We start from the raw sequence: 20,623 nt of genomic DNA, 5'->3' as shown, positions 1-20,623 counted from the left end.
CGACAGGGAGCAGGTCAGCGTACCGGTCTCCGGTAGTGGCCCCCGGGAATCCCGGCATCGAGCCGGCCACCCGGGCGCTTCGATCGAAGACCGGCCGGCTGAGCAGTTCCCCGTGTCGTGGGGCCCACGACGCGAAGGAGCACGACAGCACATGACCGAGACCAAACTCGGCACCGAATCCCGTACCGCTGTGATCGACAACGGGTCCTTCGGCACCCGCGAGATCACCTTCTCCACCGGTCGGCTGGCTCGCCAGGCCGCCGGTTCCGTCATCGCCCAGCTGGGCGAGACGGTCGTTCTCTCCGCCACGACCGCCGGTAAGCACCCGAAGGAGCAGTTCGACTTCTTCCCGCTGACCGTCGACGTCGAGGAGCGGATGTACGCCGCGGGCCGGATCCCCGGTTCGTTCTTCCGCCGTGAGGGCCGGCCCAGCGAGGACGCGATCCTCACCTGCCGGCTGATCGACCGGCCGCTGCGCCCGTCGTTCGTCAAGGGCCTGCGCAACGAGGTCCAGGTCGTCGAGACCATCCTCGCGCTCGACCCGCAGCACCCGTACGACGTCGTGGCCATCAACGCCGCCTCGATGTCGACGAAGCTCTCCGGCCTGCCCTTCTCCGGCCCGATCGGTGCGACCCGGGTCGCCCACATCGACGGCCAGTGGGTTGCCTTCCCGACCCTGGAGGAGCTGGCCCGGGCCACCTTCGACATGGTCGTGGCCGGCCGCACGCTCGCCGACGGCGACGTTGCAATCATGATGGTCGAGGCCGAGGCCACGCCGAACGCGGTCGCCCTGATCGCCGGCGGCGGCGTCGCGCCGACCGAGGAGGTCGTGGCCAGCGGCCTGGAGGCCGCCAAGCCCGCCATCCGCGAGCTGTGCCGCGCGCAGAGCGAGCTGGCCGAGGTGGCCGCCAAGCCGGTCACCGAGTTCCCGGTGTTCCTGGACTACCAGGACGACGTGTACGACGCGGTGGCCGAGCTGGCCCGCGGCGACGTCGCCGAGGCGATCACCATCGCCGGCAAGGCCGACCGCGAGGAGGCCCTGGACCGGGTCAAGGCCCGGGTCGCCGAGGAGCTGGGCGGTCGGTTCGAGGGTCGGGAGAAGGAGCTCAGCGCCGCCTTCCGGTCGCTGACCAAGTCCGAGGTGCGCAACCGCGTACTGCGCGAGCAGGTCCGCATGGACGGCCGCGGTCCGCGCGACATCCGGTCGCTGACCGCCGAGGTCGGCGTGCTGCCCAGAGTGCACGGTTCGGCGCTGTTCGAGCGGGGCGAGACCCAGATCCTGGGTGTCACCACGCTCAACATGCTCCGCATGGAGCAGATGGTGGACACGCTGTCCCCGGAGAACCGCAAGCGCTACATGCACAACTACAACTTCCCGCCGTACTCGACCGGTGAGACCGGCCGGGTCGGCTCGCCGAAGCGACGCGAGATCGGCCACGGCGCGCTCGCCGAGCGGGCGCTGATCCCGGTGCTGCCGTCGCGCGAGGAGTTCCCGTACGCCATCCGGCAGGTCTCCGAGGCCCTCGGCTCCAACGGCTCCACCTCGATGGGTTCGGTCTGCGCCTCGACGCTGGGCCTGCTCTCGGCGGGTGTGCCGCTGAAGGCGCCGGTGGCCGGCATCGCCATGGGCCTCATCTCCGACGAGGTGGACGGTAAGACCCAGTACGTGACGCTGACCGACATCCTCGGTGCCGAGGACGCGTTCGGTGACATGGACTTCAAGGTCGCCGGCACGCCGGACTTCGTGACCGCGCTCCAGCTCGACACCAAGCTCAACGGCATCCCGTCGGACGTGCTGGCCGCCGCGCTGCAGCAGGCCAACGAGGCCCGGCAGGTCATCCTCGGCGTGATGCGGGCGGCGATCGAGGCTCCGGCCGAGATGTCGGACTACGCGCCGCGGGTCACCACCGTCAAGATCCCGGTCGACAAGATCGGCATGGTGATCGGCCCGAAGGGGCAGACCATCAACGCGATCCAGGACGAGACCGGCGCCGAGATCTCCATCGAGGACGACGGCACGATCTACGTCGGCGCCACCAACGGGCCGTCGGCCCAGGCGGCGGTCGACCGGATCAACGGGATCGCCAACCCGACCCTGCCCAAGGCGGGGGAGCGGTTCCTCGGCACGGTGGTCAAGACCGCCGCGTTCGGCGCGTTCATCTCGCTGCTGCCCGGCCGTGACGGCCTGCTGCACATCTCCAAGGTGGGCGACGGCAAGCGGGTCGAGCGCGTTGAGGACTTCCTCAACGTCGGCGACCGGGTCGAGGTCGAGATCGCCGACATCGACGCCCGGGGCAAGATCTACCTGGACAAGGTCCGCCCGGAGGGCGCCGAGGCGCCGGCCGCCGGCGAGGCCGCCGGTGGCGACCGGCCGGCCAGCCGGGACCGGGGCGACCGGGGCCCGCGTGACCGCGGTGACCGTGAGCGTGGCGGTGACCGCGGCGGACGTGGCCCGGAGCGCGGCGACAACCGTGGCGAGGGCGGCGGCGGCGGTGAGGGTGGCGAGGGCGGCGAGCGTCCGCGTCGCCGGACCCGGAACAGCTGACCGTTCCACACCGCATCACCCACCCCTCGTCGATCTGGGAGCAGTACGTGAGTCGGGCCTTCAGCGCGCCGTTTCCACCGGATCGACGGGGGGTGGCCTCGTCCCGGGACACCACCGGGGTGGGCCGCTCCGGCGGCACCGCCCGGGCGGTGACCCGGACGCTCAGCGACGACCCGTTGGGCGGCACGGTACGACGTACCGTGCTGCCCAGCGGCCTGCGCGTGCTCACCGAGGCGATCCCGACGATGCGCAGCGTCTCCTTCGGCATCTGGGTCTCGGTCGGCTCACGGGACGAGACCCGGCCGCAGGCCGGCGCGGCGCACTTCCTCGAGCACCTGCTCTTCAAGGGCACCCACAAGCGCACCGCTCTGGAGATCTCCTCCCAGATCGAGGCGGTCGGTGGCGAGACCAACGCCTTCACCACGAAGGAATACACCTGCTACTACGCCCGCGTGCTGGACGAGGACCTGCCGCTCGCGATCGATGTGATGTGTGACCTGGTCGCCGACTCGCTGCTGGAGCCGGCCGACGTGGAGACCGAGCGTGGCGTGATCCTGGAAGAGATCGCCATGCACGACGACGAGCCCGGTGACGAGGTGCACGACCTCTTCGCCCGTGCGGTCTACGGCGACCACCCGTTGGGCCGGCTGATCTCCGGCACCGAGGAGACCGTCACGCCGATGACCCGCAAGCAGATCCAGAGCTTCTACCGGCGCCGCTACACCGCGCCGCAGATCGTCATCGCCGCCGCCGGCAACCTCGACCACGCCACCGTGGTCAGGATGGTGCGCCAGGCGGTGCGCGGCACCCCGCTGGACAGCGAGCCGGCAACCCCGGCGCCGCACCGCGAGGCCACCCCGGCGGTACGCACCAAGCCGGTCACCACCCTGCTGGAGCCGAAGGAGACCGAGCAGGCGCACGTCATCCTCGGCTGCCCCGGCATCGACCGCCTCGACGAGCGGCGCTTCGCCCTCGGTGTGCTCAACAACGTGCTCGGCGGCGGGATGTCCAGCCGGCTGTTCCAGGAGATCCGCGAGCAGCGCGGCCTGGCGTACTCGGTCTACTCCTACGCCAGTCAGTACGCCGACAGCGGGCTGTTCGCCGTCTACGCCGGCTGTGCGCCGGGCAAGGTGGACGAGGTGCTGGCCCTGACCCGCGCCGAGCTGGCCCGGGTCGCCGCCGACGGGTTGACCGAGGCCGAGGTCGCCCGGGGCAAGGGGATGAGCAAGGGCTCGTTCGTGCTCGGCCTGGAGGACACCGGTTCCCGGATGAGCCGGCTGGCCAAGGGCGAGCTGCTCTACGGCGACCTGATGCCGGTGGACGAGCTGCTCCGCCGCGTCGACGAGGTCACCGTCGCGGACGTCAACTCTCTCGCTGCCGAGCTGCTCAGCCGACCCATGTCGCTGGCCGTCGTCGGCCCGTTCGGCGAGGGCGACTTCGCGGTCTGAGGGCTGCGGCCCGGATCCGGCCGGAAGGGCACGTCCCGATTGGGATAGGTTGTGCCCCGTGACTGACGAGCAGGAGAAGACCTCGGCCGAGCCGCTGCGGGTCGGCGTGTTGGGTGCCCGGGGCCGGATGGGCATCGAGGTCTGCAAGGCGGTCGACGCCGCCGACGACCTCGACCTCGCGGCGTCGATCGACCAGGGCGACAGCCGCTCCGCCGTGTCCACCGCCGAGGTGGTCGTCGACTTCACCACCCCGGACGTCGTCATGGACAACCTGCGCTGGTGCATCGACCAGGGCATCAGCGCGGTCGTCGGCACGACGGGCTTCACCGAGCAGCGGCTGGATCAGGTGCGCGGCTGGCTGGCCGACAAGCCCGGGGTTGGCGTGGTCATCGCCCCGAACTTCGGCATCGGCGCGGTGCTGATGATGCAGTTCGCCGCGCGGGCCGCCCGGCACTTCGAGTCCGTCGAGATCATCGAGCAGCACCACCCGCGCAAGCTGGACGCTCCGAGCGGCACGGCCACGCACACCGCCCGGCAGATCGCCCGGGCCCGCGCCGAGGCCGGCCTCGGGCCGGTGCCGGACGCCACCAAAGACGAGGTGCCGGGCGCGCGGGGCGCCGAGATCGACGGGGTACGCGTCCACGCCGTACGCGCCACCGGGCTGGTCGCCCACCAGGAGGTTCTCTTCGGCACCACCGGCGAGACGTTGACCATCCGGCACGACTCGTACGACCGGGCGTCGTTCATGCCGGGCGTGCTGCTGGCCGTCCGCGCGGTGCGCAACCGCCCGGGCCTCACCGTCGGCCTGGACGCCCTGCTCGACTGACCGTCCGATTGCTCCACCACGACCGCAACGTCGGTCGCCGCCCCGACCCGGTTACCGACTCCCGGCCCGGTGCGACTCCGCCGACGGTACGGATGGTCCCCGTCCGGCACGCCGGGCCGCGAGATCTTGGACAGTTTCCGTCTTGCGCTAACGGAAACTGTCCAAGATCTGAGCGATGGAGCCTCGGGTAGCATCCGGCGGATGATCGATGGGGCGCACCTGGACCGGAGGGGCCGGCGAGTCACTCTTCGGCCGGTCGACGACGACAACTGGCGGGCCGTGGCCGACGTCGCTCCGTACGACGCCCAGCGCCGGTTCGTGGCCGCGCTGGGCGCCCGCTACCTGCTGCTGAGCACTCGCTCCGAGGTGTGGACCTCGCTCGCGGTCTACGCCGGGGAGGCCGTGGTGGGCCACGTCATGTGGGGGGTCGACGACGACGGCTCCCACTGGATCGGCGGGATGATCGTCGACGCCGCCGAGCAGAACCGTGGCGTGGGCCGCGCGACCGTGCAGACCCTGACCGCCTGGCTGTCCGAGAGGGAGGGCAACCCCCCGGTCCGCCTCTCCTACCATCCCGACAACACCCGGGCCGCCGCCCTCTACCAGTCCCTGGGCTTCCATCCCACCGGAGCCATGGACGACGAGGAAGTAGTAGCCGAACACAAGCCCCACCCCTGTTGATCATGAAGTTAACGACATGACACGCCGCGTCGCGTGACAACAACTTCATGATCAACAAGGGGTGTGGGGTCAGTGGGAGGTGGGGGATTTGGGGCGGCGTTGGGTGGGGAGGGTCGGCGTCAGGGGGGTCGGGAGGCCGGTTACCGTGGCTTCGCCGGTGCGGTCGACCGTGACGTGCACCGGGGCGTCGGCCACGCGGAGGTTGCTGACACTGATGGCGCCCAACTCGGCTCCGGCCAGCGGGGTCAGCCGGAACGTGCCACCCGGAACGTCCGGGTAGAGCCCGGTGGCGGCCTGGAGCAGCAGCACCGCGCTGGCCGCGGCCCACGCCTGTGGGCGGCACGCCGCCGGGTACGGCACCGGCCGGTTCACCAGTGACCGGTCGTCGCCGCCGTACAGCTCGGGCAGCCGGTAGTCGAACCCCTCGGCCGCCGCCAGCAGCCCCTCGGCCAGGCCGAGCGCGGCGTCGCGGTGCCCGGCCCGGGCCAGCCCCGCGAGCACGATCGCGGTGTCGTGGGTCCAGATCGAACCGCAGTGGTACGACAGGGGACTGAAGCCGGCGTCGTCGGTGGACATGGTCCGCAGCCCGAAGCCACCGGCGAGGGTGTCGGTGGTGAGCAGCCGGGCGATCTGGTCCTCCTCGTCGCCGGTGAGCAGGCCGGTGCCGAGCAGGTGGCCGATGTTGCTGGTCAGCGAGTCGACGGGGCGCTTGTCCCGGTCGAGGGCCAGAGCGGGCTGCGGGCCGTAGCGGCCGTCGACCCAGAAGCTCTCCCGGAATCGGCGGGCCAGCGCGGCGGCGTGCTCGCGCCAGCGGTCCCCACCCGGGCGGCCGAAGGCGTCCAGCAGCGCGGCGCCGTTCACCGCCGCCTCGTGCGCGTACCCCTGCACCTCGGCCAGCACGATGGGCGCGGTGGCCAGCGAGCCGTCGTGGAAGCGGACGGCGTCGCCGGAGTCCTTCCAGCCCTGGTTGGACAGCCCGTGGCCGGTGGTGTCGACGTACTCGATCAGGCCGTCGCCGTCCGGGTCGGCGTGCTCGCCGAGCCAGCGCAGTGCCGTCTCCAGGTGCGGCAGCAGCGGCTCGATCTGCTCGGCTGGCAGACCCCAGTGCCAGGCGTCGTGCAGGAGGTTGACCCAGAGCATGGTGGCGTCGACGGTGCCGTAGTAGGCCGGTGGCAGCCGCAGACCGTTGTCGGGCAGTGCGAACGCCTGTCGACGCAACTCGTGCAGGATCTTGCCGGGTGCTTCGCCGGTGGCCGGGTCGATCCGGGCGCCCTGCCGACGGGCGAGTACCCGCAGCGTGCCGGCGGCCAGGTCGGTGCCGAGCGGCAGCATCATCCGGGCGGCCCAGAGGCTGTCCCGGCCGAACAGGGTGAGGAACCAGGGCACACCGGCGCCGAGGAACTCGTCCCGGGGCGCGCCGGTCTCGGCCAGCCGCAACCCGCGTAGGTCGTTGAGGCTGCGGTCGAGCAACCGGACCAGCCGCCGGTCGTCCGCGGTCACCTCGGGTCGGGACCAGCCCGGCTCGCCGGCCGGGCCGACCACCACGGCGCGCGGGTCCTCGACGGTCAGATGCCAGCGCAGCACCGTCTCGCCGCCGGGGGGCAGCTCGACGGACCAGGCCAGCCGGGGTGCGGTGACCCGCTCGTCGGAGGCGAGCACGTCGGCGCCGACACCGGTGACGGTGACGGTGATCCCGTCCGCCGACCAGGTGAGGGTGCCGGGCTGCCCGATCTTCGCCTCCAGCGGCACGGCGGCGCCACCGGACTTGACCAGCTCGATGGGTGCCAGGTCGCAACCGAGGTCGACGCTGACGGTGGCCCGTACGCCGACCGTGGCGGTGGAGACGATCCGCAGCTCCTCGCTGAGGCCGTTGCGGGTGGCCCGGCGGAGCCGGTCGACCCGGACGGTGGGGTCGGGCACGGGGTCGCCGAGCCAGCGCGCCAGGCTCACGAAGCGGACGCCGTGCGGGCCGTCGTCGCCGCGGGTCAGCCCCTCCAACTCCCGGTCGTCGACGCGCAGCTCGGCACGGGACAGCACCCGGGCGTCGGCGTGGAAGACGCCCTGGACACCGGCTGGGCGGATCTGCCCGGTCGCGTCCCCCAGCGCGCTGGTCGGGGCGAGGACCACCCCCACCAGCTCGTGCAGGAGGGGTTGCAGCTGGCGTTCGATCACGGTGTGGCTCCAGATCCTGAGGGTGCGGGGCGACATCTTGACAACGCGCCCCCGGCGGTGCAAAGTGCGAAACATTCCAGAAACTTGAACGATCCAATCCTGCCTTATCCAGTTTGGATCGATCAAGACGGCGAGAGGTATTAAGTGCCCGAAAAGGTGACCATTGCAACGGTGGCCCGGCACGCCCGCGTGAGCCGCCAGACAGTGTCCAACGTGCTCAACGCCCCACACATCGTGCGGGAGGAGACCCGGCTGCGGGTCCAGGACGCGATCAGCACGCTCGGCTACCGGGCCAACCAGGCCGCCCGTCAGATGCGCACCGGCCGGTCCCGACTCATCGCGGCACGGATCGAGCCGACCCGCGACGGCATCAACGGCTCCGTCCTGGACCGCTTCCTGCACGGCCTCAGCGAGACCGCCGACGCCGCCGGCTACCGGGTGCTGCTCTACACGGCCACCGACGACGAGCGCGAGATCGCCACCTACGACGAACTGCTCGGGACGTACGAGCTGGATGCCTTCGTGCTCGTCGGCACGAAGTACGGCGACCCGCGTACCGCGTGGCTGGCCAGCCGGGACGTGCCCTTCGTGACCTTCGGTCGGCCATGGGACGCGCTCGACGCCCACCCCTGGGTGGACGTCGACGGCGCGGCCGGCACGGCCCAGGCCACCCGGCACCTGCTGGCCGCCGGGCACCGGCGTATCGCGTTTCTCGGCTGGCCACTCGGCTCCGGTGTCGGCGACGACCGCAGGGCCGGCTGGCGCGAGGCGCTGCGCGCGGCCGGCGAGGACCCGACCGGGCTGCACCGGGAGACCGAGGACGGCATCGCCGAGGGCGAGCGATTGATGCGCGACCTGCTCGTCGCCGTGCAGCCGACCGCCGTGGTCTGCGCCAGCGACTCGCTCGCTCTCGGCGCCCTCCAGGCGATCCGCGACACCGAACCGCCCGTGTCGGTGATCGGCTTCGACGACACGCCGGTGGCCGCGGCGGTGGGGCTGGCCAGCGTCAGCCAACCGCTCGGCGAGGCCGCCGCCCGCTGCGTGGACCTGCTCACCGGAGTCCTCGACGGCAACCACGAGACCCCCACCCACGTGCTGCTCCAGCCTGCGCTGGCACTGCGGCACACCGCGTAGTCCCTTCCCCCACCAGGAGAGAACCATGGCACCTCGAACCCTCACCCGGGCGGCGGTGGCCGGCCTTGCCGCCGTCGCCCTCCTCGGCTCCGCGGCCTGCAGCAGCGGCTTCGACGACTCCGCCGGCGACGCCAAGCAGTCCAGCGGCCCGGCCAGCCTGCAGATCCTGATCGGCTCCTCCGGCGCGGCCGAGACCAAGGCCGTCCAGGACGCCGCGGCGAAGTGGGCCGGCAGCTCCGGCAACACCGCCACGGTCACCCCGGCGCAGGACCTCACCCAGCAACTCGGCCAGAGTCTCGCCGGCGGCACCCCGCCGGACGTCTTCTACGTCGACGCCGCCCGGTTCGCCGACTACGCCAGCGTCGGCGCCCTGGAGCCGTACGGGGACAAGATCAGCAACTCGGGCGACTTCTACGAGAGCCTGCGCAGCACCTTCACCTACGACGGCAAGCTCTACTGCGCGCCGAAGGACTTCTCGACCCTCGCCCTGCAGATCAACACCGACCTGTGGACCAAGGCCGGGCTGACCGACGCCGACGTGCCGACCACCTGGGACCAGCTCACCGCCACCGCTCAGAAGATCAAGGCCAAGGGCCAGGTCCCGCTGGCCCTCGGCGACACCCGGGACCGGATCGGCGCCTTCCTGGTGCAGAACGGCGGCTGGCTGCTGAGCAAGGACGGCAAGCAGGCCACCGCGGACACCCCGGAGAACCTGGCCGCCCTGCAGTACGTCAAGACCCTGCTCACGACCGGCCTGGCCAAGTACCCCAAGCAGCTCGACGCCGGCTGGTCCGGTGAGGCGTTCGGCAAGGGCAAGGCCGTGATGACCATCGAGGGCAACTGGATCAAGGGCGCTCTGCAGAACGACTTCCCGAACGTCAAGTACAAGGTCGTTCCCCTGCCGGCCGGTGCGAAGGGGCAGGGCACGCTCTCCTTCACCCAGTGCTGGGGCATCGCGGCGAAGAGCAAGTACAAGGACCAGGCGATCAAGTTCGTCGAGGCGATGACCAGCGGCGAGCAGCAGATGGCCTTCGCCACGGCGTTCGGCGTGATGCCGTCCCGGCAGTCGGTACGCGACCAGTACACCGCCGCCTTCCCGGCGGACAAGCCCTTCATCGACGGTGTCGCGTACGCCCAGGGCCCGGTGAACGCCCCGAAGATGGACAGCGTCCTCAAGGACCTCGACACCGGTCTGCAGGGCCTGGCCAACGGCGAACCGAAGACCGTGCTCCAGAACTTCGACAAGAACGCCAAGGCGGCGCTCGGCGGCAGCTGAGGTGACGGCGGGGGCCCAGGTACCAGCGGTGCCCCCGCCGCACCCTCGGCCCGAGAGAGGGAGGGAGGGAAGATGGCAATCGAGACACGGGCCGCGGTGGTGACCGCGCCGGGGGCGAGCCCTCGCCGACGCGGTGGCGGCATCCGGAGCAACGAGAACCTCGCCGGCTGGCTCTTCGTCGCACCGGTGATCGTCATCCTGGGGCTGTTCCTGCTGCTGCCGATCCTGATGGCGTTCTGGGTCAGCCTGACCGACTGGAACGGCCAGGGCAGCCCGTTCACCGGCAACGTGCCGGTCGTCGGCGCGCGCAACTACACCCAGTTGTTCACCGAGGACGGGCTGGCCCGCCGCGACTTCATGACCAGCATCCGCAACAACATGTACTACGTGGCGATCGTGGTGCCGGCGCAGACCGTGCTCGCGCTCGGCCTGGCGCTGGTCGTCAACAACCGGATGCTCAAGGGCAAGAGTTTCTTCCGCAGCGCCTTCTACTTTCCCTCGGTCACCAGCTCGGTCGCGATCAGCGTGGTGTTCCTGTTCCTGTTCGCCAACTCCGGCGCCGTGAACGCGCTGCTCGGCTTCTTCGGCATCGACGGCCCGGAGTGGTTCGCCGACTCGCGTGGCGTGCTGCACCTGCTGTTCGGCGCGGTCGGCGTCGACTCGCCGCCGGCCGCCCTGGCCGACGGTGGCCCGTTCGGGCTGACCTGGTGGGACTGGCTGGCCGGCCCGAGCGTGGCGATGATCTCGATCATCACGTTGGTGGTCTGGACCACCTCCGGCACGTTCATGCTGATGTTCCTGGCCGGCCTGCAGAACGTGCCGGTGGCCCTCGACGAGGCGAGCACCCTCGACGGCGCCTCCCGGTGGCAGCGGTTCCGGCACGTCACCCTGCCGATGATCAGGCCGACCACCTTCCTGGTGCTCACCCTCGGCATGATCGGCTCCTGGCAGGTCTTCGACCAGGTGTACGTGATGAGCCAGGGCGACCCGGCCAAGACCACGGTGACCCCGGCCTACCTGTCGTACCGGACCGCCTTCCGTGACTTCGACTACGGCTCGGGCGCGGCGATCTCGTTCGTGCTGTTCCTGATCATCATCGTGCTCACGCTGATCCAGCGCCGGGCGCTGGCCGAGCGGGACACCGACCGGCCGCGCCGCGGCTGGTGGCGTCGGCGCGTACCGGGAAGGTCCTGAGATGGCCGTGCTGACCGACCGCCCACCGGCGGCGCCCGTGCGGCGCGACCAGCGCGCGGCCCGCACCCTGGCCACCCGCTTCCTCGGGTACGCCACGCTCGTCTTCTTCGGGTTGGTGTTCCTCTATCCGTTCGTCATCCAGATCGCCAGTTCGCTCAAGACCGAGTCCGACGCGGCGGCCAACCCGCTCTCGCCCTTCCCGGACCCGCTCACGCTGGCCGGCTTCGAGCGGATCTTCGCCGGCACCAACTTCCCGCTCTGGTTGGGCAACTCGCTGCTGGTGACGGTGCTGGTGACCATCGGGCGGGTGTTCTTCGACTCGCTCGCCGGGTACGCGCTGGCCCGGCTGCGGTTCCGGGGCCGCAACGGGTTGTTCGCCGCGGTCATCGCCGTGATGGCGGTGCCCGGCGTGGTGCTGCTGATCCCGAAGTTCCTGGTGCTCAAGCAGCTCGGCATCTACAACAGCTACGCCGGTCTGGTGGTGCCGCTGCTGGCCGACGCGGCGGGCGTGTTCATCATGAAGCAGTTCTTCGAGTCGATCCCGGTGAGTGTGGAGGAGGCCGCCCGCATCGACGGGGCGAGCGTCTTCCGCACCTTCTGGTCGGTGGTGCTGCCGATGGCGAAACCGGCGCTGATCACCCTGGTCATCCTGTCGTTCCAGGGTTCCTGGAACGAGTTTCCGCACAGCCTGGTGTCGGTGCAGGACCCGGACCTGTTCACCCTGCCGCGCGGGCTGGCCGACCTGGTCAGCGGGTCACTCGGCAGCGGCACCCAGTATCCGCTCAAGCTCGGCGCCGCGCTGCTGGCCACCATCCCCGTGGCGATCATCTTCGTGGTGTTCCAGCGGTACTTCGTCCGGGACGCCAACGACGGCGCGGACAAGGGCTGACCCGACCTGGTGTGGCGGCCCCCGGGCGGGGGCCGCCACGTCAGCTGTCGGGCTGGTCGTCGGCCGGCACCTTCTCGGGCGGTACGCCCACGTGCAGGCGCACCTGCGGCACCAGCATGTCGTCGACGTCCAACGCGCGGGCCGCGCCGTCGGGCTCCCAGCCGGTACTGGTGAGAAACGTCCGGGTCGCCTCGTCCCCCTCGAACGCCCAGGCCACCGCCCTGCGCAAGCCGTCCTCACGCCACAGGTCGACGACGGCGGCGAGCAGCCTGCTGCCGTGCCCACGCCGACCCCAGCGGGGCTCGACCAGCAGGTCGGTCACCGCGGCCACGTCCGGGCCCAGAGCGTCGGCCGGCTCGCCCGGAGCGAGGGCCTCGGCGTCGGCCGGCCCGGAGGCGGCGAACCCCACCAGATACGATTGCTCGGCCTGTTCGACGGCGACCAGCACCCGGTGCGCGCCAGAGGGCGGCTCCAGCACCGCGGCGCTCCACCGCCGGGCGAGGAAGGCCTCGTCCAGGTTGTCGAGCACGTGCCGAGGCAGGATCCGGCGGTACGCGACCCGCCAGGTCGCGAGCTGGATGCGTGCGATCTCGCCGGCGTCCTCGGGACGCGCCGGGCGGACGTACCCGAGAGCCATGGGACGGAAGCCTACGCAGGGCCAGGGAGGCGACGGTGGCGCAGGGTGCCAACAGGACGACCGTGCAGGTCGTCGGGGTGGTGGTGCTCGCCGCGGCGGTCACCGCGTTCCTCGCCGTGGCGGCCGTGCGGCACGGCTTCTTCGACCTGAAGGTCTACTACGGCGCGTTGACCTGGTGGGTCCACGACGGCGGGGAGATCTACGACTACCTCAAGCCGGGCACGCAGTACGGCTTCACCTACCCGCCGTTCGCCGCGCTGGTCATGCTGCCGATGGCGTACCTGCCGTGGCCGGCCGCGATCGCGGTGAGCGTGCTCGCCAGCGTGGTCACCACCACGGTGCTGATCTGGTGGCTGGTCGACCCGATCGCCCGCCGAGCAGGTTGGACCCGGTGGTTCGCTCTCGCGGTCGCGCTCTGCCTGGCCGCCGCGTTCGAGCCGATGCGGGAGACGGTCAACTTCGGCCAGGTCAACACGCTGCTGCTCTTTCTGGTGGCGGTGGATCTGCTGCGGCTGCTGCCGGCCGGCAACCGCTGGGCCGGAGTGGGCATCGGGTTGGCCACCGCCATCAAACTGACCCCGGGCATCTTCATCGTCTACCTGCTCGTCACCGGACGGTGGCGGGCGGCGCTCACCGCCAGCGGCGCGGCCGCCGCGGTGTCACTGCTGGCCGGCGCGCTCTTTCCGGACGCCTCGCGGGAGTTCTGGACCGAGGCGCTGTGGAACACCGGCCGGGTCGGCGAGTTGGCGTTCGTGTCCAACCAGTCGTTGCGCGGCGTGGTCGCCCGGCTCGATCCGCAGCACCCGAGCACCCTGCTCTGGCTGCTGCTGGTGCTCGGCACCCTGGCGCTCTGGGCATGGCGGTCCCGGGCAGCCGTCGCGGCCGGCGACGAGGCGACCGGCCTGGCGCTGACCGGCGCGGTGATGTGCCTGGTCAGCCCGGTCACCTGGGTGCACCACCTGGTCTGGCTGCTGCCCGCGCTGATCCTGCTGGTCGACAACGCGATGGCCGCTCCGGCCGGCCGCCGACGGCGGGTCCTGCTGGTCGCCGCGACCATCGGGTACGCGCTGCTGATCAGCCGGACCGTCTGGTTCTGGGAGAAGGACTTCACCGGCGTCGACGGCTTCCTGGGCAGCAACGCCTACGTCTGGATCAGCCTCGCGCTACTGGCCTTCCTACCGGTACGCCGCTGGCTGGCTCCGGGCGGTTCAGTTGTCGAGGCGTCCGGCGTACCGCAGCTCGACCAGCCCGACCGGCGGCTGCCCACCGGCGAGCGGCACCTGATAGGTCGACCGCTCACCGTCCGCTGACAACCCGGCCCGCTCGTAGAACCGGCGGGCCCGGCGGTTGTCCGCCAGCACCCACGCCCGGTAGCCGGTCCAGCCTCGCTCGGTCAGCCCGGCCCGGGCGGCGGCCAGCAGCGCGGCGCCGGTCCCGTCGCCCCAGCGGGCGCGCTCCACGTACAGCGCCAGGACCTCGCCGACCGCCTCGTCCAGGTCGTCCCGGTCCTGGTTTCGGCGGTACGGCCCGAAGGTGGTGAAGCCGACCATCAGCCCGTCCACCTCCCCGACCAGAGTGGTGAACGGGTGCTCCGGATCGGCCGTGCCGATGTCGCGGCGGCGCTGCGCCCAGGCCTCCACGTTGAGCCGCTGGAGCACCTCGTCCGGCATCACGCCGGCGTAGCCTGCCTGCCAGCCGTGCACGTGCACCCGGGCGACCGCCTCGGCGTCGTCCGGCTCCTCCCGGCGGATGGTCAGCATTGCACCGTTCTATGCCCGGCAGCCGTCGGAGTCCAGCTTCCCGCACCGGCGTCGTACCGATGAATTAGGGTCCCGACGATGGCCGCACCGGAATCACTCTCGCTCGCCCAGGCTCGGCGGGTGGCGCTCGCCGCCCAGGGCTTCGCCGACCCGGCGCCGACCGGCGTGCCCACCCGTCGGCACCTTCGCCGGGTGCTCGACCGGGTCGGGCTCATCCAGATGGACTCGGTCAACGTGCTGCAACGCGCGCACTACCTGCCGCTGTACAGCCGCCTCGGGCCCTATCCGACCACGCTGCTCGACACCGCCGCCTACCGCCGCCCCCGCGAGCTGTTCGAATACTGGGGCCACGAGGCGTCGCTGGTTCCGGTCGGCTTGCATCCGGTGCTGCGGTGGCGGATGGCGCGTGCGCGCAGCGAGGCGTGGGGCGGCATGCGGCGGATCGCCCAGGAGCAGCCGGACCTGGTTGCCTGGGTGCGTGACGAGGTGGCCGCCCGAGGTCCGTTGACGGCTGCCGAGATCGAACACGACGCACCCCGGGAGACCGGCAACTGGGGGTGGAACTGGTCGGCGGTGAAGCGGGCGCTGGAATATCTGTTCTGGGCCGGCGAGGTGACCGCCGCGGAACGCAGTACATCGTTCGCCCGCCGCTACGACCTGCCCGAAAGGGTGCTGCCAGCGACCGTGCTGGCCGCGCCCACCCCGACCGACGCCGAGGCGTACCGCACGCTGGTGGCCCTCGCCGCGCGGTCGCTCGGGGTGGCCGCCGAGCCGGAGCTGCGCGACTACTTCCGTCTGCCGCTGGCCGGTGCCCGGCAGGCGGTAGCCGAGCTGGCCGAGGCAGGTGAGCTCGTGCCGGTCGCCGTGCCGGGCTGGCGTCAGCCGACCTGGCTGCACACGAGCGCCCGGCTGCCCCGCTGGGTGCGGGGCAACACGCTGGTCAGCCCGTTCGACCCCCTGGTCTGGGAGCGCAGCCGCACCGAACGGCTCTTCGACTTCAGCTACCGGATCGAGATCTACGTCCCGGCGCCGCAGAGGGTCCACGGCTACTACGTGCTGCCCTTCCTGCAGGGCGACCGGTTCACCGCCCGGGTCGATCTGAAGGCCGACCGCAAGGCCGGGGTGCTGCTGGTCCCGGCAGCGTGGATCGAACCCGGGGCCGACCCGGGGGACACCGCGGTGGCGCTCGCCGCCGAGCTGTACCGGCTCGCCGGCTGGCTCGGGCTGGACGCGGTGGCACCGCCCGTGGCCGGCGACCTGGCCGGTCCGCTCACCGCCGCGTTGGCCGGCGTGTCCGGTGTACCGTGAGCGCGTGACGAGCGCTCCCGGACCGGTCGACCAACCGCAGCCCGCCCCCGGGGCGATCCAGGCCCTGCCGACCGAGCCTGCCGACAGTGGCCCCGCCGTCGGCTGGCCGGTGAGCCCGCCGGGTGGCTACCCGGCGCCCGAGCCGGACCGGCTCACCCGGTTCGTGCTGCGGCTCCACGCACGCTCGCCGCGCTGGGCCGCGCCGCTCGCCGCGGTCGGATGCGTCGCGGCGGGCATGGGGTACGCGCTGATCAGCGACCCGACCCACGCCGACCCGGACGCCGCGCCGACCTGCCTGCTCAAGCTGACCACCGGGCTGGACTGCCCGGGCTGCGGAGGCACCCGCGCACTCTGGTACGTGCTGCACGGCGACCTGCCCGCCGCAGCCCGGCACCACTTCCTCTTCATCTTCGCGCTGCCGTTCCTGGCGTACCTCTTCGTGGCCTGGGCGGGCAACCAGGCGTTCGGTTGGCGGCTACCCCAGCTGCAGATCAGCTCCAAGGTCATCGGTGGCTTCCTGGCCGCGTGGCTCGCGTTCTCGGTGCTGCGCAACCTGCCGTGGGCGCCGTTCACCTCGCTCTACGTCTGAGCGCTCCGCCCCTCCGCCCTGCGCGCCGGTTCGCGGCGTTCCGCCGGTTCGCGGCGTTCCGCCGGTTCGCGGCGCCCCGCCGGTCGGTGGGCATCCACTGCTCCGGGTCCTTTGGAGCTGAATCGTTCACGACATCACCCGCCTCCGGCCGCTGCAGGGGAGCCGGGCGCCGATGGTGAGCAGGCTGCAGAAGGTGAGCGGGCCATGGAACGTGAGCAGGCTGCAGAAGGTGAGCGGGCCGTGGAACGTGAGCGGGCCGTCGAGGGTGACCGGGGCATCGAGGGTGAGTAGGCCGTCGAACGTGAGTAGGCCGTCGAACGTGAGTAGGGCGTCGATGGTGAGCAGGCCTGGCCGTCCATGCGCCGGCACTCCGGCCGTTGTTGCCCGATCGTCCGTCACCGCGCGGGTGATGTCGTAGACGATTCAGCTCCAAAGGACCCAGCCGAGCAGATGCCCCCGCGACGCCGGGTGTGCGGGGCTCCGGTCCGGCCGTGACGCCGGCAGTGCGGGCTCCGGCCCCCGGGGTTCCAGGGGCGGCTGTGGCTCCGAGGTGGCCTGGGTGATCGAGATTGCACCGGGCGTGCCTGAGTTGGGCCGAAAGGCGGCGCGCCACTACAGTCCCAGGCATGCCGGAGATGGTGCAGCCCCAGGTCAAGTTGATCGCGTGGACCCAGTTCGCGGCCCCGGACGACGTGCCGTGGTCGACGGACGCGGAGGGGGGCCAGGCGCTCGCCGAGTTCGCCGGCCGGGCCTGCTACCAGTCGTGGAAGAAGCCGAACCCGGCGACCGCCACCAACGCCGGCTACCTCGCGCACATTCTCGAGGTGGGCCATCTGAGCGTGCTGGAGCACGGCTCGGTGACCTTCTACTTCACCGGGGTGTCCCGCTCCTTCACCCACGAGCTGATCCGGCACCGGCACTTCTCGTACTCCCAGCTCTCCCAGCGGTACGTCCCGGAGCGGGACGCGGCCATGGTCGAGCCGGCCGTCATCGCCGACGACCCGGAGCTGCACAAGCGGTTCGTCGAGGCCGCCGAGGCGAGCGTGCGGGCGTACAACGAGTTGCTGGTGGGGCTGGAGCAGCGGTTCTCCGACGAGCCGAACCCGACGCTGCGCCGCAAGCAGGCCAGGCAGGCGGCCCGCGCGGTGCTGCCCAACGCCACCGAGACCCGGATCGTCGTCACCGGCAACTACCGGGCGTGGCGGCACTTCATCGCGATGCGGGCCACCGAGCACGCCGACGTGGAGATCCGTGAGCTTGCCGTGCAGTGCCTGCGCCAGCTGATGGCCGTCGCCCCGAACGTCTTCGCCGACTTCGTCATCTCCGTCCTGCCGGACGGCACCGAGGTGGCGGCCAGCCCGCACGAGGCGTCCTGAGCCCTTCCCCGGCGGGCGTCGGCTGGTCGTCCGCTAGGTTGGACGGTATGACGCACGACCACTCCGACCCCGCTGCCCGGCCGGTGTCCCGCCCCTTCGGGCGGCTGCTCACCGCCATGGTGAGCCCGTTCACCCCCGACGGCTCGCTCGACCTCGACGGCGTCGCCCAGCTGGCGACCTACCTGGTCGACGAGCAGGGCAACGATGCGCTGGTGGTCAACGGCACCACCGGCGAGTCGCCGACCACGACCGACGCGGAGAAGGAACGCCTGATCCGGGCCGTGGTGGAGGCCGTCGGTGACCGTGCCAAGGTGGTCGCCGGGGTCGGCACGAACGACACCCGGCACACCATCGAGTTGGCCGCCGCCGCCGAGAAGGCGGGCGCGCACGGCCTGCTGGTGGTCACCCCGTACTACAACAAGCCGCCGCAGAGCGGCCTGCTGCGGCACTTCACCGCGGTGGCCGACGCCACCGGCCTGCCGGTGATGCTGTACGACATCCCACACCGCTCCGGTGTGCCGATCGACACCGAAACCCTGGTCCGGCTCGCCGAGCACGGGCGGATCGTCGCGGTCAAGGACGCCAAGGGCGACCTGACCGCCACCAGCTGGGTGACCAGCCGGACCTCCCTCGCCTTCTACTGCGGTGAGGACGCGCTCACCCTGCCGGCGCTGGCCGTCGGCAGCGTGGGCCTGGTCGGCACCTCGACGCACTTCACCGGGGCGCTGACCGCGCAGATGATCGACGCGTACGACGCGGGGGACGTGCCGGCCGCGTTGGCACTGCACCGGCGGCTGCTGCCGCTGTTCACCGGCGTCTTCCGCACCCAGGGCACGATCCTGGTGAAGGCGGGCCTGGCGGCGCTGGGTCTGCCGGCCGGCCCGGTGCGCCCCCCGCTGGTGGACGCGACCGACGACGAGATCGCCCAGCTGCGCGCGGACTTCGCGGCAGCGGGCCTGGAGCTTCCCGAATGATCGAACGACACGATGGGCGCCGAGTGACGGCGTCGCAGAATGAGGTGAACGCGTGACCGAGGCGCACATCGAGGCGGAACTGCCCCCGCCGCTGCCGGAAGGTGGCCTGCGGATCATTCCGCTCGGCGGGCTTGGCGCCATCGGTCGAAACATGACCGTCTTCGAGTACGACGGCAAGTTGCTGATCGTCGACTGCGGCGTGCTCTTCCCCGACGTCGAGCAGCCGGGGGTGGACCTGATCCTGCCTGACTTCGGCCCGATCCTGGACCGGCTGGCCGACGTCCAGGCGATCGTCCTGACCCACGGCCACGAGGACCACATCGGCGCCGTGCCCTACCTGCTCGCCCACAAGCCGGACATCCCACTGGTCGGCTCACAGTTCACCCTCGCCCTGGTCGAGGCGAAGCTGGCCGAGCGGCGCATCCAGCCGTACACGCTGACCGTGCGGGAGGGCGGCCGGGAGCGGCTCGGCCCGTTCGAGTGCGAGTTCTTCGCGGTCAACCACTCGATCCCGGACGCCCTCGCCGTGGCCATCCGCACCCCGGCCGGCCTGGTGCTGCACACCGGCGACTTCAAGATGGACCAGCTCCCGCTGGACGGTCGGATCACCGACCTGGCCGGCTTCGCACGGCTCGGCGCCGAGGGCGTCGACCTGCTGCTGTCCGATTCCACCAACGCGGAGATCCCCGGTTTCGTCACCCCCGAGCGGGAGATCGGGCCGGTGCTCGACTCGATCTTCGCGAAGGCGAAGGGCCGGATCATCGTGGCCTCGTTCGCCTCGCACGTGCACCGGGTGCAGCAGGTCTTCGACTCCGCCGCGGAGCACGGGCGCAAGGTCGCGTTGATCGGCCGGTCCATGGTCCGCAACATGGGCATCGCCCGGGACCTCGGCCTGCTCAACATCCCGGCCGGCCTGGTGATCGGCATCGAGGAGGCGACCACGCTGCCGCCCGAGCAGATCCTGCTGATGTCCACCGGTTCGCAGGGTGAGCCGATGAGCGCACTCGGCCGGATGGCCAGCGGCGACCACCGGCACATCACCATCGCCCCCGGCGACACCGTGGTGCTGGCCAGCTCGCTGGTGCCGGGCAACGAGACCTCGGTATACCGGGTGATCAACCGGCTGGCCCGGGCCGGCGCGGTGGTCGTGCACAAGGACGTGGCAAAGGTGCACGTCTCCGGTCACGCCCCGGCCGGGGAGCTGCTCTACCTGCTCAACGTGGTCCGTCCCAGCAACCTCATGCCGGTGCACGGCGAGTGGCGGCACCTGCGCGCCCACGCCCGCCTCGGCGTCGAGTCCGGGGTGGCCGCCGACCGGGTGGTGCTCTGCGAGGACGGCGACGTGGTCGACCTGGTCGAGGGCCGGGCCAGCCTGGTGGGACACGTGAAGAGCCGGTACGTCTACGTCGACGGCCTCGCCGTCGGCGACGTGAGCGAGTCGCTGCTCACCGAACGGCGGATCCTCGGCGACGGCGGTTTCATCGCCACCACGGTCGTGGTCGACTCGGTCACCGGCAAGGTCGTCGCCGGCCCGACGCTGTCCGCGAAGGGCTTCTCCGAGGACCCGGAGGCGTTCAACCCGGTGGTTCCGCTGGTCACCGAGGCGCTCAACCGGGCCGCCGCGGACGGCATCACCGACCCGCACCAGCTCCAGCAGATCGTCCGGCGGACGGTCGGACGGTGGGTCAACGACAAGTACCGCCGCCGACCCATGATCGTGCCCACCGTCGTCGAGGTCTGACACCACACCGCGCGACGCCCACCCGCACCTGTTGTGCGGGTGGGCGTCGCTCTGTCGTGTGCAGGATGGCCGC

At 71.5% G+C, this 20,623-nt stretch carries 18 protein-coding genes; 14 read left to right on the top strand and 4 right to left on the bottom strand.

Features of this window, described 5'->3' with window-relative positions; all coding sequences use genetic code 11:
- Positions 1 to 151: 151 nt before the first annotated feature.
- The 4 genes from ACLJN9_RS20065 (at position 152) to ACLJN9_RS20050 (ending at position 5,500) form a co-directional block, all read left to right on the top strand.
- Positions 152 to 2,545: a polyribonucleotide nucleotidyltransferase gene (locus tag ACLJN9_RS20065; protein ID WP_410812990.1), complete on the top strand. Its 2,394-nt coding sequence runs from the start codon at positions 152 to 154 to the stop codon at positions 2,543 to 2,545.
- A gap of 47 nt (positions 2,546 to 2,592) precedes the next feature.
- The gene (locus ACLJN9_RS20060) at positions 2,593 to 3,993 is read left to right on the top strand and encodes a M16 family metallopeptidase (protein WP_410812989.1); all 1,401 of its coding nucleotides are present in this window, start codon (positions 2,593 to 2,595) and stop codon (positions 3,991 to 3,993) included.
- 58 nt (positions 3,994 to 4,051) lie between these two features.
- Positions 4,052 to 4,819 (top strand): 4-hydroxy-tetrahydrodipicolinate reductase, encoded by a 768-nt coding sequence (gene dapB / locus ACLJN9_RS20055; RefSeq protein WP_410812988.1) that lies wholly within the window; start codon positions 4,052 to 4,054, stop codon positions 4,817 to 4,819.
- A gap of 201 nt (positions 4,820 to 5,020) precedes the next feature.
- Positions 5,021 to 5,500, top strand: coding sequence for a GNAT family N-acetyltransferase (locus ACLJN9_RS20050; RefSeq protein ID WP_410812987.1), 480 nt, complete (start codon positions 5,021 to 5,023; stop codon positions 5,498 to 5,500).
- A 69-nt stretch (positions 5,501 to 5,569) separates the two neighbouring features.
- On the opposite strand, the gene ACLJN9_RS20045 is transcribed toward ACLJN9_RS20050, so the two are convergent.
- Positions 5,570 to 7,672: a glycogen debranching N-terminal domain-containing protein gene (locus tag ACLJN9_RS20045; protein WP_410812986.1), complete on the bottom strand. Its 2,103-nt coding sequence runs from the start codon at positions 7,670 to 7,672 to the stop codon at positions 5,570 to 5,572.
- Between the two features lie 156 nt (positions 7,673 to 7,828).
- Here ACLJN9_RS20045 and ACLJN9_RS20040 point away from each other — a divergent pair, with 156 nt between their 5' ends.
- From ACLJN9_RS20040 to ACLJN9_RS20025, 4 genes are all read left to right on the top strand, one after another.
- On the top strand, positions 7,829 to 8,806 hold the full coding sequence (locus tag ACLJN9_RS20040) for a LacI family DNA-binding transcriptional regulator (protein WP_410812985.1): 978 nt from the start codon (positions 7,829 to 7,831) through the stop codon (positions 8,804 to 8,806).
- Positions 8,807 to 8,831: 25 nt separating this feature from the next.
- Positions 8,832 to 10,082 carry an extracellular solute-binding protein gene (locus tag ACLJN9_RS20035; protein ID WP_410812984.1) on the top strand — a complete coding sequence of 417 codons (1,251 nt, stop codon included), beginning with the start codon at positions 8,832 to 8,834 and terminating at the stop codon, positions 10,080 to 10,082.
- A gap of 72 nt (positions 10,083 to 10,154) precedes the next feature.
- Positions 10,155 to 11,276 (top strand): carbohydrate ABC transporter permease, encoded by a 1,122-nt coding sequence (locus tag ACLJN9_RS20030; protein ID WP_410812983.1) that lies wholly within the window; start codon positions 10,155 to 10,157, stop codon positions 11,274 to 11,276.
- A 1-nt stretch (position 11,277) separates the two neighbouring features.
- Complete coding sequence (locus ACLJN9_RS20025) at positions 11,278 to 12,165, top strand: carbohydrate ABC transporter permease (RefSeq protein ID WP_410812982.1); 888 nt, start codon at positions 11,278 to 11,280, stop codon at positions 12,163 to 12,165.
- 40 nt (positions 12,166 to 12,205) lie between these two features.
- On the opposite strand, the gene ACLJN9_RS20020 is transcribed toward ACLJN9_RS20025, so the two are convergent.
- Positions 12,206 to 12,802, bottom strand: coding sequence for a GNAT family N-acetyltransferase (locus ACLJN9_RS20020; RefSeq protein ID WP_410812981.1), 597 nt, complete (start codon positions 12,800 to 12,802; stop codon positions 12,206 to 12,208).
- Between the two features lie 35 nt (positions 12,803 to 12,837).
- On the opposite strand from ACLJN9_RS20020, the gene ACLJN9_RS20015 reads away from it, so the two are divergent.
- The gene (locus ACLJN9_RS20015; RefSeq protein WP_410812980.1) at positions 12,838 to 14,112 is read left to right on the top strand and encodes a glycosyltransferase 87 family protein; all 1,275 of its coding nucleotides are present in this window, start codon (positions 12,838 to 12,840) and stop codon (positions 14,110 to 14,112) included.
- Here the strand turns inward: ACLJN9_RS20015 and ACLJN9_RS20010 are convergent.
- Positions 14,011 to 14,562: a GNAT family N-acetyltransferase gene (locus ACLJN9_RS20010; protein ID WP_410812979.1), complete on the bottom strand. Its 552-nt coding sequence runs from the start codon at positions 14,560 to 14,562 to the stop codon at positions 14,011 to 14,013. The genes ACLJN9_RS20015 and ACLJN9_RS20010 overlap by 102 nt on opposite strands.
- Positions 14,563 to 14,640: 78 nt before the next feature.
- Here ACLJN9_RS20010 and ACLJN9_RS20005 point away from each other — a divergent pair, with 78 nt between their 5' ends.
- Together ACLJN9_RS20005 and ACLJN9_RS20000 are read left to right on the top strand one after the other, a co-directional pair.
- On the top strand, positions 14,641 to 15,870 hold the full coding sequence (locus ACLJN9_RS20005; RefSeq protein ID WP_410812978.1) for a winged helix-turn-helix domain-containing protein: 1,230 nt from the start codon (positions 14,641 to 14,643) through the stop codon (positions 15,868 to 15,870).
- Positions 15,871 to 15,925: 55 nt separating this feature from the next.
- Positions 15,926 to 16,459: a DUF2752 domain-containing protein gene (locus ACLJN9_RS20000; RefSeq protein WP_410813314.1), complete on the top strand. Its 534-nt coding sequence runs from the start codon at positions 15,926 to 15,928 to the stop codon at positions 16,457 to 16,459.
- A 126-nt stretch (positions 16,460 to 16,585) separates the two neighbouring features.
- Here the strand turns inward: ACLJN9_RS20000 and ACLJN9_RS19995 are convergent, their stop codons facing one another.
- Positions 16,586 to 16,858: a hypothetical protein gene (locus ACLJN9_RS19995; RefSeq protein ID WP_410812977.1), complete on the bottom strand. Its 273-nt coding sequence runs from the start codon at positions 16,856 to 16,858 to the stop codon at positions 16,586 to 16,588.
- 236 nt (positions 16,859 to 17,094) lie between these two features.
- Between ACLJN9_RS19995 and thyX the strand changes: the two genes are divergently transcribed.
- From thyX to ACLJN9_RS19980, 3 genes are read left to right on the top strand one after another with little or no spacing between them, the layout of a single operon-like run.
- Complete coding sequence (thyX, locus tag ACLJN9_RS19990) at positions 17,095 to 17,835, top strand: FAD-dependent thymidylate synthase (protein WP_410813313.1); 741 nt, start codon at positions 17,095 to 17,097, stop codon at positions 17,833 to 17,835.
- A gap of 47 nt (positions 17,836 to 17,882) precedes the next feature.
- Positions 17,883 to 18,809 (top strand): 4-hydroxy-tetrahydrodipicolinate synthase, encoded by a 927-nt coding sequence (gene dapA, locus ACLJN9_RS19985; RefSeq protein WP_410812976.1) that lies wholly within the window; start codon positions 17,883 to 17,885, stop codon positions 18,807 to 18,809.
- A gap of 52 nt (positions 18,810 to 18,861) precedes the next feature.
- Positions 18,862 to 20,550: a ribonuclease J gene (locus ACLJN9_RS19980; protein ID WP_410812975.1), complete on the top strand. Its 1,689-nt coding sequence runs from the start codon at positions 18,862 to 18,864 to the stop codon at positions 20,548 to 20,550.
- Positions 20,551 to 20,623 lie beyond the last annotated feature (73 nt).

It is taken from the genome of Micromonospora sp. 067-2, from assembly GCF_046549295.1.
GTDB lineage: Bacteria > Actinomycetota > Actinomycetes > Mycobacteriales > Micromonosporaceae > Micromonospora.
This window is presented reverse-complemented; position numbering and strand designations above follow the sequence as displayed.

Coding starts and splice junctions, on each gene's coding strand:
- ACLJN9_RS20050 (WP_410812987.1), top strand. CDS start 5,021: ATGATCGATGGGGCGCACCTGGACCGGAGGGGCCGGCGAGTCACTCTT.
- ACLJN9_RS20020 (WP_410812981.1), bottom strand. CDS start 12,802: ATGGCTCTCGGGTACGTCCGCCCGGCGCGTCCCGAGGACGCCGGCGAG.
- ACLJN9_RS20065 (WP_410812990.1), top strand. CDS start 152: ATGACCGAGACCAAACTCGGCACCGAATCCCGTACCGCTGTGATCGAC.
- ACLJN9_RS20005 (WP_410812978.1), top strand. CDS start 14,641: ATGGCCGCACCGGAATCACTCTCGCTCGCCCAGGCTCGGCGGGTGGCG.
- ACLJN9_RS20010 (WP_410812979.1), bottom strand. CDS start 14,562: ATGCTGACCATCCGCCGGGAGGAGCCGGACGACGCCGAGGCGGTCGCC.
- dapA (WP_410812976.1), top strand. CDS start 17,883: ATGACGCACGACCACTCCGACCCCGCTGCCCGGCCGGTGTCCCGCCCC.
- ACLJN9_RS20035 (WP_410812984.1), top strand. CDS start 8,832: ATGGCACCTCGAACCCTCACCCGGGCGGCGGTGGCCGGCCTTGCCGCC.
- ACLJN9_RS20025 (WP_410812982.1), top strand. CDS start 11,278: ATGGCCGTGCTGACCGACCGCCCACCGGCGGCGCCCGTGCGGCGCGAC.
- thyX (WP_410813313.1), top strand. CDS start 17,095: ATGGTGCAGCCCCAGGTCAAGTTGATCGCGTGGACCCAGTTCGCGGCC.
- ACLJN9_RS20030 (WP_410812983.1), top strand. CDS start 10,155: ATGGCAATCGAGACACGGGCCGCGGTGGTGACCGCGCCGGGGGCGAGC.